The 14036-nt window shown below is 57.5% G+C and carries 15 protein-coding genes and 1 pseudogene; 4 read left to right on the top strand and 12 right to left on the bottom strand.

The window, feature by feature from the left end:
- Positions 1-25 precede the first annotated feature (25 nt).
- Positions 26-268, top strand: a complete 243-nt coding sequence (locus ACMYSK_RS08745; protein ID WP_434641931.1) for a putative hemolysin — start codon at positions 26-28, stop codon at positions 266-268.
- An 11-nt stretch (positions 269-279) separates the two neighbouring features.
- On the opposite strand, the gene ACMYSK_RS08740 is transcribed toward ACMYSK_RS08745, so the two are convergent.
- Together ACMYSK_RS08740 and ACMYSK_RS08735 are read right to left on the bottom strand one after the other, a co-directional pair.
- The gene (locus ACMYSK_RS08740) at positions 280-627 is read right to left on the bottom strand and encodes a DUF488 domain-containing protein (RefSeq protein WP_434641929.1); all 348 of its coding nucleotides are present in this window, start codon (positions 625-627) and stop codon (positions 280-282) included.
- Positions 614-1123, bottom strand: coding sequence for a DUF523 domain-containing protein (locus ACMYSK_RS08735; RefSeq protein ID WP_434641926.1), 510 nt, complete (start codon positions 1121-1123; stop codon positions 614-616). Before ACMYSK_RS08735 ends, ACMYSK_RS08740 begins: the two co-directional genes overlap by 14 nt.
- A gap of 191 nt (positions 1124-1314) precedes the next feature.
- On the opposite strand from ACMYSK_RS08735, the gene ACMYSK_RS08730 reads away from it, so the two are divergent.
- Positions 1315-2007, top strand: coding sequence for a CTP synthase C-terminal region-related (seleno)protein (locus ACMYSK_RS08730; protein ID WP_434641923.1), 693 nt, complete (start codon positions 1315-1317; stop codon positions 2005-2007).
- Between the two features lie 96 nt (positions 2008-2103).
- On the opposite strand, the gene ACMYSK_RS08725 is transcribed toward ACMYSK_RS08730, so the two are convergent.
- Positions 2104-3288, bottom strand: coding sequence for a CynX/NimT family MFS transporter (locus tag ACMYSK_RS08725; protein ID WP_434641921.1), 1185 nt, complete (start codon positions 3286-3288; stop codon positions 2104-2106).
- 97 nt (positions 3289-3385) lie between these two features.
- On the opposite strand from ACMYSK_RS08725, the gene ACMYSK_RS08720 reads away from it, so the two are divergent.
- Complete coding sequence (locus ACMYSK_RS08720; RefSeq protein ID WP_434641918.1) at positions 3386-4180, top strand: AraC family transcriptional regulator; 795 nt, start codon at positions 3386-3388, stop codon at positions 4178-4180.
- On the opposite strand, the gene ACMYSK_RS08715 is transcribed toward ACMYSK_RS08720, so the two are convergent.
- Entirely contained in the window at positions 4164-4610 is a 447-nt protein-coding gene (locus ACMYSK_RS08715; protein WP_434641915.1) for a DUF441 domain-containing protein, read from the bottom strand. The two genes, ACMYSK_RS08720 and ACMYSK_RS08715, sit on opposite strands and share 17 nt — an antisense overlap.
- Positions 4611-4747: 137 nt before the next feature.
- Positions 4748-5248: a YbaK/prolyl-tRNA synthetase associated domain-containing protein gene (locus ACMYSK_RS08710; RefSeq protein WP_434641912.1), complete on the bottom strand. Its 501-nt coding sequence runs from the start codon at positions 5246-5248 to the stop codon at positions 4748-4750.
- Between the two features lie 360 nt (positions 5249-5608).
- Here ACMYSK_RS08710 and ACMYSK_RS08705 point away from each other — a divergent pair.
- A pseudogene (locus ACMYSK_RS08705) lies at positions 5609-6798 on the top strand (glycosyltransferase family 9 protein).
- 64 nt (positions 6799-6862) lie between these two features.
- Here the strand turns inward: ACMYSK_RS08705 and ACMYSK_RS08700 are convergent.
- The 7 genes from ACMYSK_RS08700 to ACMYSK_RS08670 are packed head-to-tail and all read right to left on the bottom strand — an operon-like array spanning position 6863 to position 14000.
- Complete coding sequence (locus ACMYSK_RS08700) at positions 6863-7894, bottom strand: oxygen tolerance domain protein (protein WP_434641910.1); 1032 nt, start codon at positions 7892-7894, stop codon at positions 6863-6865.
- Entirely contained in the window at positions 7891-9402 is a 1512-nt protein-coding gene (locus ACMYSK_RS08695) for a vWA domain-containing protein (RefSeq protein ID WP_434641908.1), read from the bottom strand. The genes ACMYSK_RS08700 and ACMYSK_RS08695 overlap by 4 nt, the downstream gene beginning before the upstream one ends.
- Positions 9399-10373 carry a VWA domain-containing protein gene (locus ACMYSK_RS08690; protein ID WP_434641906.1) on the bottom strand — a complete coding sequence of 325 codons (975 nt, stop codon included), beginning with the start codon at positions 10371-10373 and terminating at the stop codon, positions 9399-9401. Before ACMYSK_RS08690 ends, ACMYSK_RS08695 begins: the two co-directional genes overlap by 4 nt.
- Entirely contained in the window at positions 10366-10806 is a 441-nt protein-coding gene (locus ACMYSK_RS08685; protein WP_434641904.1) for a DUF4381 domain-containing protein, read from the bottom strand. The genes ACMYSK_RS08690 and ACMYSK_RS08685 overlap by 8 nt, the downstream gene beginning before the upstream one ends.
- Positions 10799-11710 (bottom strand): DUF58 domain-containing protein, encoded by a 912-nt coding sequence (locus ACMYSK_RS08680; protein ID WP_434641902.1) that lies wholly within the window; start codon positions 11708-11710, stop codon positions 10799-10801. The genes ACMYSK_RS08685 and ACMYSK_RS08680 overlap by 8 nt, the downstream gene beginning before the upstream one ends.
- Positions 11710-12708 (bottom strand): AAA family ATPase, encoded by a 999-nt coding sequence (locus ACMYSK_RS08675; protein ID WP_434641901.1) that lies wholly within the window; start codon positions 12706-12708, stop codon positions 11710-11712. The genes ACMYSK_RS08680 and ACMYSK_RS08675 overlap by 1 nt, the downstream gene beginning before the upstream one ends.
- Positions 12705-14000 carry an anaerobic sulfatase maturase gene (locus ACMYSK_RS08670; protein WP_434641900.1) on the bottom strand — a complete coding sequence of 432 codons (1296 nt, stop codon included), beginning with the start codon at positions 13998-14000 and terminating at the stop codon, positions 12705-12707. The genes ACMYSK_RS08675 and ACMYSK_RS08670 overlap by 4 nt, the downstream gene beginning before the upstream one ends.
- Positions 14001-14036: the final 36 nt, after the last annotated feature.

Genomic DNA, 14036 nt, shown 5'->3' with positions numbered 1-14036 from the left:
CGCTCTGTTCAAAGAAGGAAACAAAATGAAGTGGATGACGATTATGCTGCCGCTGGCCCTGGCCGGATGTGCACAGCAACAAGATGCCCCGCCGCCGCCGCAGTCTATCGGTATGGCTAATCCGGCCTCCGTCTACTGTACTCAGAAAGGCGGTAGCCTGATCCCGGTTCAGACACCGCAAGGCGTGCGTTCGGACTGTAAACTTCCCGGCGGTGAAACTATTGATGAATGGGCGTTATGGCGCCGGGACCATCCCGCGAAGTCATAGATAGCGTGTTGTCACAACAGATTTTCCAGCCAGTTCGCCAGCACCAGCGCATGATTTTGCCGGGTATCTTTGGCGGCATACAGCAAGGTTAACGTCTGTTGACGCGCCAGCCCGACGAGACGCAACCCTTCGTCACGCCGGGCATCGAGTTCTTCACGATACAGTTGACTGAAGCTGGCAAAATCGATGGTCTCGCCGTGCAGCGCTTTACGCAGCGCCGAAGACGGCGCAAGCGATTGACACCATTCATCGTAGCGCAGAGCCTCTTTTTTTATCCCGCGCGGCCAGAGTCGGTCGACCAGGACACGGTAACCGTCGCCGGGCTCTACCGGATCGTACACACGTTTACAGTGGATCATCGCAGTTCTCTCTTTGATTCATCCAGGCAAGTAGTTGGGGAAGCTGTCCGTCGGAAAAAACCGCAATCCCGTGTTCGCGCAGCAGGGCCGCCGCTACGCCTGAACCCGGCTTGCGCTGCCCGCTAAACGTCCCATCGTAGATAAACTGACTGCCGCAGGTTGGGCTACCGTCGGTTAACAGGGCCGCATTGCAGCCCGCTTCCTGTGCGGCGCGCAGGGCCAGCCACGCGGCCAGCTGATAATGGGCGGTGACGTCCTGACCATCACTTTCCACAATACGCGCCCGGTCGCGCATCACTTCCGCGCCCTGGGCGTGAAGGATTTCGGCCGGGAGTCTGGGGATCGGTAGCCCGGCGGCCAGCTCCGGGCAATGAATCACGAGCCGATCGTCCCGCTGCCAGCGCGCCAGGGCGTCGGTAAGCTGCGCTTTATCGCTGCCGTTATAGCGAACCTGAAACCCCATCAGGCAGGCGCTAACCAGAATTTTGCTCTTCATAGGCCGTCCATCATCTTTTCTCTGCGCTATACAATAACGCCTGCGGGCGGAAATTACCCGAACGGAAGGTGACTTAACATCGCTAAAGGCTATCTGCTCCGGTAAAAATAGGGATTGTGTTCCGCGCAGGAGATCGCTAATCTGAGGCTCCTTGTGTTGCCCGAAAATCGCTCTGACATAAGGATCCTGCTATGAACACCCCCCTGCGTATTGCCCTGGTTGGCGACTACAATCCTGACGTGATTGCCCATAAAGCTATTCCCCTGGCTATCGACGATGCCGCTGCCGTACTCGAGCTGCCCATACGCTATGACTGGCTGGCTACCCGTGATATCCAACATGCCGAAGCGCTGGCAAATTACGATGCTATCTGGGTGGTACCTGCCAGCCCGTACAAAAATGCCGAAGGTGCGTTTATCGCAATTCGCCACGCGCGCGAAAACAGCGTGCCGTTCCTGGGAACCTGCGGTGGTTTTCAGCACGCGATAATCGAATATGCGCGTAACGTGATGGGTTGGCAGGACGCGGCACATGCGGAGACTGACACCGAAGGACGGATGGTGATTGCGCCGCTAAGCTGCTCGCTGGTGGAAAAGTCGGACACCATTGAACTGCGTGCCCATACCCTGATTGCCCGCGCGTATGGTCGCGATAACATCGAAGAGGGTTACCACTGCAACTACGGTATTGCTGATAGCTTCGCCCGTGAACTGGAGCAGGGCGATCTGCGGGTGACGGGTTGGGACGAAGAGGGAGAGATTCGCGCGGTAGAACTGGTCACGCATCCGTTTTTTGTGGCCACCTTATTCCAGCATGAGCGCCATGCGCTGGAAGGGCGTCCGTCTCCGCTGGTGCAGGCGTTTTTACATGCGGCGAGCCACTAATATCGGGCCAATGTGAGGCACTTTGCTGTATGACCCCGGACGCTCGCGCGACCGGGGAAAGCGTAGCCGCCGTTTGGATGGCGGCTTACCGAATTGCTATCCGTTTATTTCCCGGTCGCGTCCGGCCAGGGCGCCGAACAGCGCCATCACCACTGAAATCACGGCTACGGCGATCAACGGAATATGCCAGTCGCCGTTGGCATCATGGATTTTCCCCATCAGCGGAGGCCCGCAGGCGGCCAACAGATACCCGACGGCCTGCGCCATACCCGACAATGCCGCCGCCTGGTGCGCGGAGTTCGCGCGCAGGCCGATAAACGTCAGTCCCAGGATCATGGTCGCCCCCGAGCCGAAACCGAAGATCAGCGTCCATACCACCGCCTGGCCAGGCCAGAACCATAGCCCGCAGGCGCTGATGGCGCACATCAGTGCAACCAGGATAGCGATACCGCGCTGGTCTTTCAGCCGGTGGAGGATCAGCGGAATAGCCAGCCCAGGGGCAGCGGTGGCCAACTGGAGCAAGCCATGCAGAGAACCAGCCTGAGCTTCGCTGTAGCCAAGGCTCTGTAAAATGGCCGGCAGCCAGCCGATAATCACGTAATAGACCAGCGAATTGATGCCGAGGAACAGCGTGACCTGCCAGGCCAATGCGGAGCGCCAGATCCCGCGATTGTGCAGGGCACCGGAGCCGGTAAGCGGCGCGGTCGCGGGTCTACGCGTTTGCGGTAACCACACCAGCAGCGCCAGCAGCGGGAAGACCATCAGCATAACCAGTGCGCCGCGCCAGCCAAAACCGGCGAGCGACAGCGGGACCACCATCGCCGAACCCAGTGCGGCCGCTCCGCCCATAGTGAGCGAATAGGCGCCGGTCATTCTGGCAACATGCTGTGAGAAGTCGCGTTTGATGAGGCCCGGCAGCAGAACGTTACCCAGCGCAATTCCGCAGCCGATGATGGCCGTACCGGCAAAGAGCAGCGCGACGGAAGGGAGCGAACGCAATGCAATCCCCAGACAAATAAGAATTAACGCGACCAGCAGGCTGCGCTCAATACCCAGCCGACGACCGATGCCTGCCGCCAGGGGCGAAACCAGGCCAAAGGCCAGCAGCGGTAGCGTGGTGAGCATCCCGGTTTGTGCGGTGGAGAGACCGTAGCCGGCACGAATAGCGTCCAGCAGCGGAGCGGCGCCGGTAAAGGTCACGCGGAGCGTGGAAGCAATCAATAAAATCCCGGCAATCAGCAGTAGGGGGCGGCGGCCGGGAGATGGCAGAACAGAACTCATGGCATTCTCTGACGAGTAAACAGGGCGGCTACAATAGCGCGTTTGCCGAAGGTTTAAATCAAGCTAAAATGACAGATTATCGCTCATATCGGACAAAATGATGATTGGACTCGGCCTGGAAGGCTACGATCCGGACAGCGGCCACGAAGCGGCTCTCGCTTTTCGCATCCAGGTGGTGGAAGACGAGCAGTTTATTCCTCGCCATCAACATCGCAAAGGCCAGCTGATCCTCGCCTTACACGGCGCACTGACCTGCGAGGTGGAAAACGCCATGTGGATGGTGCCCCCGCAGTATGCTGTCTGGGTGCCTGGCCAGATGCCCCACAGCAACCGGGCCACGCCGGGTGCGCAAATCAGTTTCTTGTTTATTGAGCCCGATGCTGCGCCGATGCCGGCGCACTGCTGTACGCTAAAAATTTCCCCACTGGTTCGCGAGCTGATTCTGACGCTTGCCGGGCGAAGCGGGGCGGCGTTCGCCCAGCAAACGACCCAGCGGCTGGTACAGGTGCTGTTCGATGAGCTCCCGCAGCAGCCGCAGGAGCACCTGCAATTACCGGTATCCGCGCATCCGAAGATTCGCCAGATGGCAGATTTGATGGCCGCTGATCCGGCCCGCTGGCAGACGCTAGGGCAGTGGGCGGCCGAATTTGCGATGAGCGACCGCAATCTGGCGCGGCTGGTGGTGCGCGAGACCGGACTGAGCTTTCGCCGCTGGCGGCATCAGTTGCAGCTAATCCTTGCCTTGCAAATGCTGATTCGCGGACAAACGGTTCAGCAGACAGCGCAAACGCTGGGGTATGACTCGACGACCGCTTTTATTACCATGTTTAAAAAGGGCCTGGGTCAGACGCCAGGGCGCTATCTGGCGAGCCTGGCTACGACTTCCCGATAAACAGGGAAATGATGCCGGCGGCGATCAGCGGGCCGACCGGTACGCCACGGAACAACGCTACGCCGAGAACCGTACCGACCAGCAGTCCGGCCACCAGCTGCGGCTGCGACCCCATTAACGCAATCCCGCGCCCGCCCAGCCAGGAGACAAACACGCCTACGGCGATTGCCAGCAGCGACTTCCAGTTGACGAACGAATGCAGCAGCGTTGACGGCGGAAGCGTACCGCTGGCTATGGGCGCCATCACGCCAATCGTCAGAATAATAATGCCGATTGTCAGCCCCTGCTTTTCAATCCACGGGAAAAAGACGTTGAGCGGCGTGACGCGAACGATGATTAAAACGAGGATAGAAATGGCCACGGTGGTGTTATGGCTAACAAAACCCAGCGCGGCCAGCCCCAGCAGAATAAACAGGGTTGTATCGAACATGAGGGGGGATCCTTGCCAAAATAATAAGCCTGCCTACTTTACGCGTAATAGCGTGAGTCGACAGGCTTTTTTTGGCCTCAGACGGTGTTTTCAGGCATCTGCATAACGATAGCCGGCGGCGCGCTGTAAAACGGACATCAGGCTTCGCGGCGAAAGGCGACCAGCTCGGGGCGGGCAATGCGTAAATAATCCTCGGTATTCAGGATGATTGACTTATCCAGCTGGCCGGCGTTAAAGGCAATTTCAGGGTAGCGATCGAACAGCAGCGGATCCGCAACGAGGCGTAAATCCGGATGGAAGCTGAACGGAGGGATCGCGCCAAAAACACAGGCGGTGAGCATGTCGACTTCCGCCGGACTGGCCAGCGATGCTTTACTGCCGCCAATATGCTGCGCCAGACGTGACAGGTCGGCCTGCTGGTCGGCGGCCAGGATCGCCAGTACGTGCTGGTTAACGCCGTTACCTTTGACTTTACAGACCAGGGCTTTTGCTCCCTGACCCAAAGCGGTACCGCGAATTTCTGACACGGCTTCACATTTGCCCACGGCATCATGTTCCACGACGCGGTAGTGCGCCTGGTGCGCTTCAAGCAGCTCGAGGAGCTGGCGGTGAGTGTTAGGTTTTTCCGGCATGTTCATCGCTGTCTTTCCATCATGGCAAAGCAGCCAGCATAATCCTCTTCACCCTGGATGAGAACCCGACGACGGCCGAAGAGGCTGATTTCTTGTATGGCAAACATTAATTCAGGGGCCATAGCGAAACGGCATGATGCCCGCAGAGAAATATAAACGTCAGGAATAACGACACAATACACGCGGTCTTATAGGAATCTTCGCATTTAATTCATAATTCACGCAATTTGTCTTCAATTTGTCCGTAACCAATATGTGGAAGTAAAGAAAATGGAAAGAATTTATTAATCAAGAGAACTTTTCCCATTTTATTGAGTCCTTAACAAAACCGACAGGAGTGCTGTTAATTGTGGTAACGAGGGTATGATGATGGGTAACACAGCGGTGCGGGTATCCCCGAAGAAGTTTAAAAAAATAAGGGAACTTAACAGACGCCGTAATTATTTTACAAAAAGGGTTCGTAACGCATTACGTGTTTATATTGCGAAAACGCTGTGGGATAGCCATGCGCGTTGCGAGACGGATTTATCATCGGCGAAAACGGTACTGCTGATGCGCAATGAAGGCGCTATAGGGGATGTGGTGGTTGATTCTGCGCTGGTTAAATGCCTTCATGAGTCAGGGTTCATCGTCGATTTTCTGCTGACAAAATCGAACAGCCAGGTGATGCGCTATCATCCGGGGATTCGGCGGATCTATGAAGCAGAAAATGTAGACTCTGGCGATTTTCTGCGAAAATTTACGCACAATGTTCCTAAGTCAGTTATTAATGAGCTTGCGAATAATAAGTATGACATCGTTATCGATCCCTCTTTATTCGATATGCCCATACACCGGATGTTGTTATTGCGGCAAATAAAAGCAAAGTCGGTGCTAGGGTTTAATAAATGGACTTCTATTAATCATTATACAAAATCCTTTGATTTTGATTGTGAAAACTGGCACGTCAGTAAGACCTATGCATTTATCGCCGACCATATGAATCTGGATAAAAAATATCTGGAGAGATATGACCTGCATATTCCCGAGGATATTTATCAGCAAACTCGCCAGTACCTGGCCGGGTTTACCGGGCGCAAGGTAATCATTAATATTTTTGCCGGCCATGCGGACCGCAGCCTGTCGCAGGCACAGCTATCATCCATCATCGACAAACTGCAAGCCGCGTACCCTGATTGCAGATAATCTTGCTCGATCACCGCAATGAAATTCGCCTCCCGTTGCCGGAAAGGGTGTGCGTTAATCCCTTTAAGACGCTGCATCATGCGATGGCGCTGATTGCCGATGCCGATCTGATTATCTCGCCGGATACCTCGGTGGTGCATATGGCGGCGGCGTGGAGAAAACCGCTGGTCGCTATCTATAAAGATGTGCTTATGAACAACCGCCTGTGGGCGCCGGGGTATGACAACGCGCGGCAGATTATTGTCAAATGTGGCAAGGTCCATCAAATGGATAATCTGGCCAGCCTGATCATGGATGAGATTGAGAGCGGAGTGCTGCCAAAAGATCCTGTGCGAGATTGTCTGAATGATCAAAAGACCGCCGGTGCGTAAAGGATAACCCCGAAGCTGAAAGGCATCATGATGCGGCCAGCGACACGCGTTCGCTGGCTTTTATTCATCGCTTTTTTCTGTGGGGCGGAGCAAGTTCCGCAAGGGAAACCGGGCGCCAGAAATGCTGCCAGCGATGTGTGACCCAGAGTGCGCGATAACGCAAAGAGCGACGGGTGACCCACGTGATGAACGCGATCCCACCGAACGTAAGCAGAGCCAGAATCCACGGCCAGTTATCAGCTTCAGCGTGGCCGGATAACGTCGCTTCTTCTCCGGCAGCACGCGCAGCGCTAACGTTCAGGATCTGGCCGGGCAGTGTGGCCAGCTGCCACCGCTGATGGTCGCTATCCCACCAGCGTAATTTGACGGGAGGGAGCGTTAGCTTGCCTGCTTTCGTCGGCAGATAGCGCAGACGTTCGATGTGGACCACGCCGGCGATATCGCCACGGCCAGTTTTTTCAACGCGAGTTTCGGGCGCCAGCTGCTGGTTGTTCTCGCCTGGGATCGCGAACAGAATCTGCGGGATCTGCATGGGCGCAACATCTTGCGCCTGCACTTTCACCTTGCGTTCAACGGCATCTCCTGCGCGCAGGATTGCATCATCCCCCGTGTGATATTGGGTAATGGTCTGAGTCAGCGTCAGATGGCTTGCCGGTAAAAAACGGTCGGGTTGTTCAACGCCTTTTGGCCAGGCTACCGCCAGCGAAAGGGCCTTCAGATGCACCGTCGCGGGAGGCTGCCTGGCAGCGTCGAGCGTCACATCCACCGCAGGAAGCAGAAGCGTACCCTGATCCCAGACTATCAGCTGGCGTTCAAAACGAATTCCGCTCCAGCGGACCCCATTTTCCAGGCGGGTTTGCAGCTGATTTGGCTGTGGTGTAGCAAGCCACTCGCCGTTCCGGACGGGAAAATCAGGCCATGCCGGCGGAGGATTAAACCAGGAGTCGGTCCAGTAAGTGACGGCAACGGTCACCGGCTGGCCGGGAACGCTATTTTTTGGCGCGACGATTTCGCGGCTGACATCCATTGCGGCCTGCGCAGAGGATAGCGCCGCCGTCATGATGACGGCTAACAGCGCAGCGAACAGGTGTCTCATGGCTGCTGTTCCTGCGCGCCAAGGCGATAAAGGTTTTCCAGCAGGCCGGAGGGAGAGATCGATAAATGATCAAACCACGCAGTGAGCGGCGGTGAAGCGTTGCCCACGATACCAATATCTTTCTGCTGCTCGCCTTCACCTTTTGTCATCTCTTTGACGATGTCATCCGGGCTATCCGGCATATCAGCGCCAGGTTCCTGTTCACGCGCCTGCTGCCTCAGCTGCATCACGATGCGGGCAATTTTTTGGCGGTTGCTTTGTGCCAGCTTCCAGTCAGGACGTTTGCTGAGGGCGCGATCGTAACTGTTTAAAGACTCCGGCCATTTTTTCTGCAGGGCCAGTGCGTTCCCCAGCCACAGCAGGGTCTCCGCTGTTTGCGGGGCATCACGGAAAGCCGCCGTCGCTGCCGGGAAATTGCCCGCGTTGTACCATGCGATGCCCTGCCACAGCGGGTCGTGAAAGTGTCCGGCGGCTTGCAAATATTCTCCCTTTTCAAATGCCTGCTGTCCCTGCACGTCCGGGCTGACCCACGCATCCAGCCATGCCGCTGCACCTGGCGGCGACCAGAACAACACCGGCAGGATAACGATCGTGTAAATCAGCTGGCTGCGTAAGAAAAAGAGCAAGGCCAGCATCGGGATAATCAGCACCCAGCCGCTGTTTTTCCAGTGCAGATCGCTGCGGGCACTGTTTTGTCGGGCAATCGCATGCTGGATATGGTTTCGTATCACCTTCAGGTCACGTTGATCGGCGGTCACCAGCGTCAGCGGTATTCCCGTATCGCGCACGTGGCTAAAGCGCGTTACGTTCAGGCGAGTATCAACCCCGGGCGCGGTATCGTTTGTCGCCAGCGCACCACCCGCGGCGGTGCCGGGTACCCAGATTTGCAGCGGCGCATCGAGTTTTTTAAGGTACGCCGCGTCGTCTGCAGAAAGCGTATCGGCCACCAGAATCAGACTGCGTGGTGCGGCAGGCATATTATTGAGCGCCAGTTCGACGGCCTGCCTAAGTCCGGAGCCTGTGCCTTGCGGCATCAGCGAGGGCGTTTGGGCATGCAGAAACAGAGAGAAGAACTGAGGGTCTTGCGTTAGCGGTGTAGTGACGAATGCCTGGTGACTGTAGACCACCAGACCGTAGCGTGTACCGGGAGTCCGCGCCACCAATTCGCTGATTTTTTCCTGCATTCGTTCATTTCGGTTTGGGGGGAGGTCCTGGGCATACATTGCCGGATCCTGTTGCAGGATAACCATCACGTTGCTTTCTGGCGCCAGCGCCGTCGGAAACTCGCGCTCCCACGCGGGCCCGGCAAGGGCGATAACACCCAGTGCGAACAGCCACGGTAATATCTGAGCCCGACGCGACGTATACCCGACGATCAGTGCCTGCGCAAAAGGCAGGTCCATGATATACCGCCAGGCGCTGTCTGGCGTTCGAGGGCACAGCCAAAGCAGGACCGGGATCAGCAGGCCAGACAGCCGCCACGGGTAAATAAAATGGAGGTTGCTCATCCGCGTTTCACCTTTATCAGCCGCACTAGCGGGGGGATTAACAGCAGAAACATGGCCGCGCCTAATGGCCAGGCGAACAGCGGCTGATGCCAGGACCAGCCGAGGCTTTTCACTGCGACCGGCGCGAGCGCGTCAATCTCTCTCCAGACGCTGTCGAGGGCGGCTCCCGAGTTGGCCGCCGTCCAGTTTTTTCCGCCGGTCGTGCTGGCGATAGTTTTCAGCAGGGCCGCGGACCGACCGTTATCTTCGCCGTTCAGGTCACCAAAGGCGATGGTGTGCACCTGTACATGGTGGGCCGCCGCCAGCCTGGCCGTTAGCTCAGGAGGGCGCTGCGATGCGGTGTCATGTCCATCGGTCAGCAAAATTGCCAGCTTGCTGGCATCGCGATGTGGGTCAGAATCAAGCATCTTCACCGCCACGCCGAGCGCATCGCCGATCGCCGTCTGCTGCCCGATCATCCCTGGCGTGAGCTGGTTAATGCGCGTAATGAGCGCCCGCTTGTCTTCACTCACCGGTGCAAAAGGCCAGGCGTGGCTGGCAAAAATGACCAACCCTGTCCGATCCGATTGGCGCGCGGCAACGAATTTGCGCACCGAATCCTGAACCGCCTGCAAACGTGTAACTCCCTCCTGAACATCGGTTTTGCCCATGGAGCCGGAGACATCCAGAATCAGCACCATATCGCGCATAGGCCTGCGGGTGTATTGCGGAAGTGTCAGGAACTGCGGCTGCGCCAGTGCACAAACGAGCAGCGTCCAGATGAGCCAGAACAAGGTCCCGTGTCGCCAGTCGCTACGAGCGGGCGGGCTATCCGGCGTTAATTCACCGATCAACATCGGCAACAAGGGAACGCGTACGCGTTCTCTGCGCGGCTGATCCGGTCTGCGCAGAAAGCGGCTGAGCAGCGGTAGCGGTAAAATGGCCCAGGCCCAAACCCAGGCAAAATCGACGCGGGATAATAGTTCAGACATCGGGTAGCACCTTTAACCAGTGGCTGAGCTGCTGACGCAGCCGCGATGTCTGATCCGCATCGAGCTGGTTATTTCTCTGGCAGTACCTGGCGCTTATCGCCTGGCGCAGGTCGCTATCCAACGGCACCTGCTGAAGCAAAGAGTCTGTTGTCACGTGGCGGCTGACCAATTTACGCGGCTGATGCACCAGCAGGATCCGCTGGATCAGTCCTGTCCAGCCGTCCACGGAGTGAGGGCATAACAGCGCCGCCAGCGCTTCACGTCGCCAGCGGTTGCGACGCCAGCGGGCAACGCGGAAAATCAGGTAAATGACGAACGCGAGCAGTAAAAAGGTCCCCAGCACCCACCATCCTGGAGGGAGAGGTAGCCAGGAGACGGAAGGGGGCAACGCTGGCGTTGCCAGCTCGGGGACCGTCAATCCTTTCTCAACCATTTCGATACCTGCATAGCTGTGAGACCAGATCCTGCGCGACCGACAGATGGTTTACCTGAATACCCAGGCCCGTCAGCCAACGCTCCCGGTGGGTCAGGTGAGCGCTGACGCGCTGTGTAATCGCTTTTTTCAGGCTGCCGGAGAGCGTAAATGTTGTCTCATTACCTTGATATATTGCCGTCAGCGTGCCCGAGGAAGGCAGGCGCTGAGAGACCTCGTCGAGCACAATAAAGGCGCTGACTTCGCAGCGGCGGCGGAGCCCTGACAGCAGGGCTGCACTGCGGGGATCAATATCGTGAAAATCACTGAGTACCGCAACCCAGGCTCCGCTGGGAATTGCCGGGCTGGCGCGCAGTAAGGCGCTGGCAAGCGAGACCGTTGTCACGGGTTCGTTCGGATACTGCTCAGGCAGGCGCCGGTTGTAAATCAGCAGATCATCAAGGATGGCATTGAGTGCGCCGCGCGGAGGTCGGCATTTTTGCAGCGCCATATCGGTGTCGTTAAAGACCAGACAACCGATGCGGTCGCCATCGTGAACGCTGTGCCAGGTCAGGAGTGCGGCAGTTTTGGCCGCCGCAACCGATTTGGTTTGCCCGCGAGTGGCGAAATACATATCGAGACGCTGATCGACCAGCAAAAATACCGGACGCTCGCGTTCCTCATTGTAGAGCCGGATCCATGTCGAGCTCTGGCGCGCCGTGGCCTGCCAGTCTATCAGGCGCACGTCGTCGCCTGCCTGATAACGACGCAGGCTGTCAAAATTCAGCCCACGCCCCTGTTGTTTCGCCATCCGCTCGCCGGCAAGCGGACCGGACGGCGTCTGTCCCGGCGGGGCGGCAATCAGCCGCGCATCGTGGGCCAGGGCCAGCAGCGCCGCCCGGTTAACGCGTAGTCCTGCGTCCATCACGCCACCACAGCGTCAAGCAGCATATTCACCACATCATCTGGCGAACGGTTGTCGGCCGTCGCCTGGTAGCTCAGGATCAGGCGGTGTCGCATCACCGCCGGGGCAACGCGGCGAATATCGGCGGGTAGCACGGCATCGCGGCCTTCAAGCCATGCCTGTGCCCGACCGCAGCGCTCTAGCGCGAGGGTGCCACGCGGACTGATACCAGTATGAATATAGCCGGCGAGTAATTCGCTAATCGCGTCAGGAGAGCGGCTGGCACGGCTCAGACTGACGATATACTCTTCGATTGTCGGCGCGACATAGATAGCGGAAATAGCCTGCCAACTGGCAGCTATCTCCTGTTGTGTCAGGGTGAACGGGTCGTTGGCTGCCAGGGTATCAGGCTGCGTGAGCGCCGGATATTTGGCCTGCAGCTCGGCGCGAACCAGCCGCATCACCTGTAGCTCATGGGCTCTGGATGGGTAGCCAACCTGAACTTTCAGCAGAAAACGATCCAACTGAGCTTCCGGCAGTGGCCAGGTACCCTCCTGATCGACCGGGTTTTGTGTCGCCAGTACCATAAACACGCCCTGTAGCGGCCAGCTCTTCCCGGCGACGGTAACATGGCGCTCTTCCATTGCCTCCAGCAAGGCAGACTGCACGCGGGCCGATGCCCGGTTAATCTCATCGGCGAGGATGATATTGCCAAACACCGGACCAGGGCGGAAGCGGAACCGCTGGTCATCGCTGGTCGCATTCTGCTGATAGATTTCACTGCCGGTGATGTCAGAGGGCAGCAGATCCGGCGTAAACTGAATCCGGCGAAACTCACCTTCCAGTTGGCGGGCCAGCTCACGAACCGCACGGGTTTTCGCAAGGCCAGGCAGCCCTTCCAGCAGAACATGTCCGTCGCAGAGCAGGGCGATAATCAGCATACGTACCAGTTCTTCCTGGCCCAGCACCTGGGTATTCATCCGTTGTTCAAGCCGAAGCAGCTTCTCTCTGAGGTTCATGCTGTGACTCCGGTGAACTCGCGCTTCAGCAACGTCGCGATCCCCACCAGAATGGGCTGAGCATAGTTAAAGAAAGCCCTGATACCGGGGCAGAGGTAGTTCAGCCCCGGCTCGCCATCGGGGGTGCTCAGCAGGCGGTTTTTCGGACATTCTCCCCAGCACAAGTGCAGATAGGGGCATGCCAGGCAGTATTTCGGTAGCGTGTCGCGTTTCCCCATGCCAAACGCCTGCTGACGTTCGGAGAAAGCCAGATGGGCCAGCGTGTTCTGTTCGATATTACCGGTCTGATACGCCGGGTAGACATAGTGGTCGCAGGTAAAAATATCGCCATTTTTCTCCATGGCGAGCCCCTTACCGCAAAATTCAGCGCTGGTACACATTTGCGCGGGCATCCCCAGCGTCTGTGCAACGGCAGTTTCGAACAGGTTGACCTGCACGCGGCCCAAATCATTGTTGACCCACTCTTCAAATACCGCCATGAGGAATTTTCCCCATTCTACGGGGTCGACGGACCAGGGGGTGACAATAGCGTCGGGGGGACCAGGACGTGCACGCGGGCTGCCAATGACGGGGAACCCGTTCTGATCGCCGAACTGCGGCGCGCTGTGTTTGAAATCAACGGGCTCCACGCAGGGATTAAACTGGATGTAGGTCGCGCCCAGTTTGCGGGTCATAAAACGATAGACTTCCAGCGGGAAACGGGCATTCGTCCGGTTTACGGTGACCAGTGCATTAAACGGCACGCCGTAGCGTTTCAGGGCATCCACTCCCGCCATGACTTTATCGAACGTCGGTTTGCCGCTGCGGGTCACGCGATAATGGTCGTGGAGCTCTCTTGGACCATCAATTGAGATTCCCACCAGAAACTGATGTTCTTTCAGGAATTCGGCCCAGGTGTCGTTCAGCAATACGCCGTTGGTTTGCAGATCGTTTTCGATGCGCTGACCCGGTTTTTTATACTTTTTCTGCAGGCGGACGACGTGACGGAAAAACGCGAGGCCCATCAAGGTCGGTTCGCCGCCCTGCCAGGAGAATACGACCTGTTCACCATCCTGTCCGTCGATGTATTGACGAATAAAATTTTCCAGTACCTCGTCACTCATGCCAGTGTGGCGGTTCTGATGGAGCAAGTTTTCTTTTGACAGATAAAAACAGTAGGTGCAATCCAGGTTGCAGGTAGCGCCGGTAGGCTTCGCCATGACGTGGAAGCGGCGTCGGTACTCAGGGCCTTCGCCGGCGTATTTTTCCGCGGACGGTAAGACCTTTATGGGGAGAGAGAGGGGGGATTTCATGACATGCTCCAGAAGCAAAGACGCATAACGCGCATA

The sequence above is a fragment of the Klebsiella sp. I138 genome, from assembly GCF_051131765.1.
In the GTDB taxonomy this organism is placed as follows: domain Bacteria; phylum Pseudomonadota; class Gammaproteobacteria; order Enterobacterales; family Enterobacteriaceae; genus Klebsiella.
The sequence above is the reverse complement of the archived record's forward strand: the minus strand, read 5'-3'. Positions and strand labels throughout refer to the sequence as shown.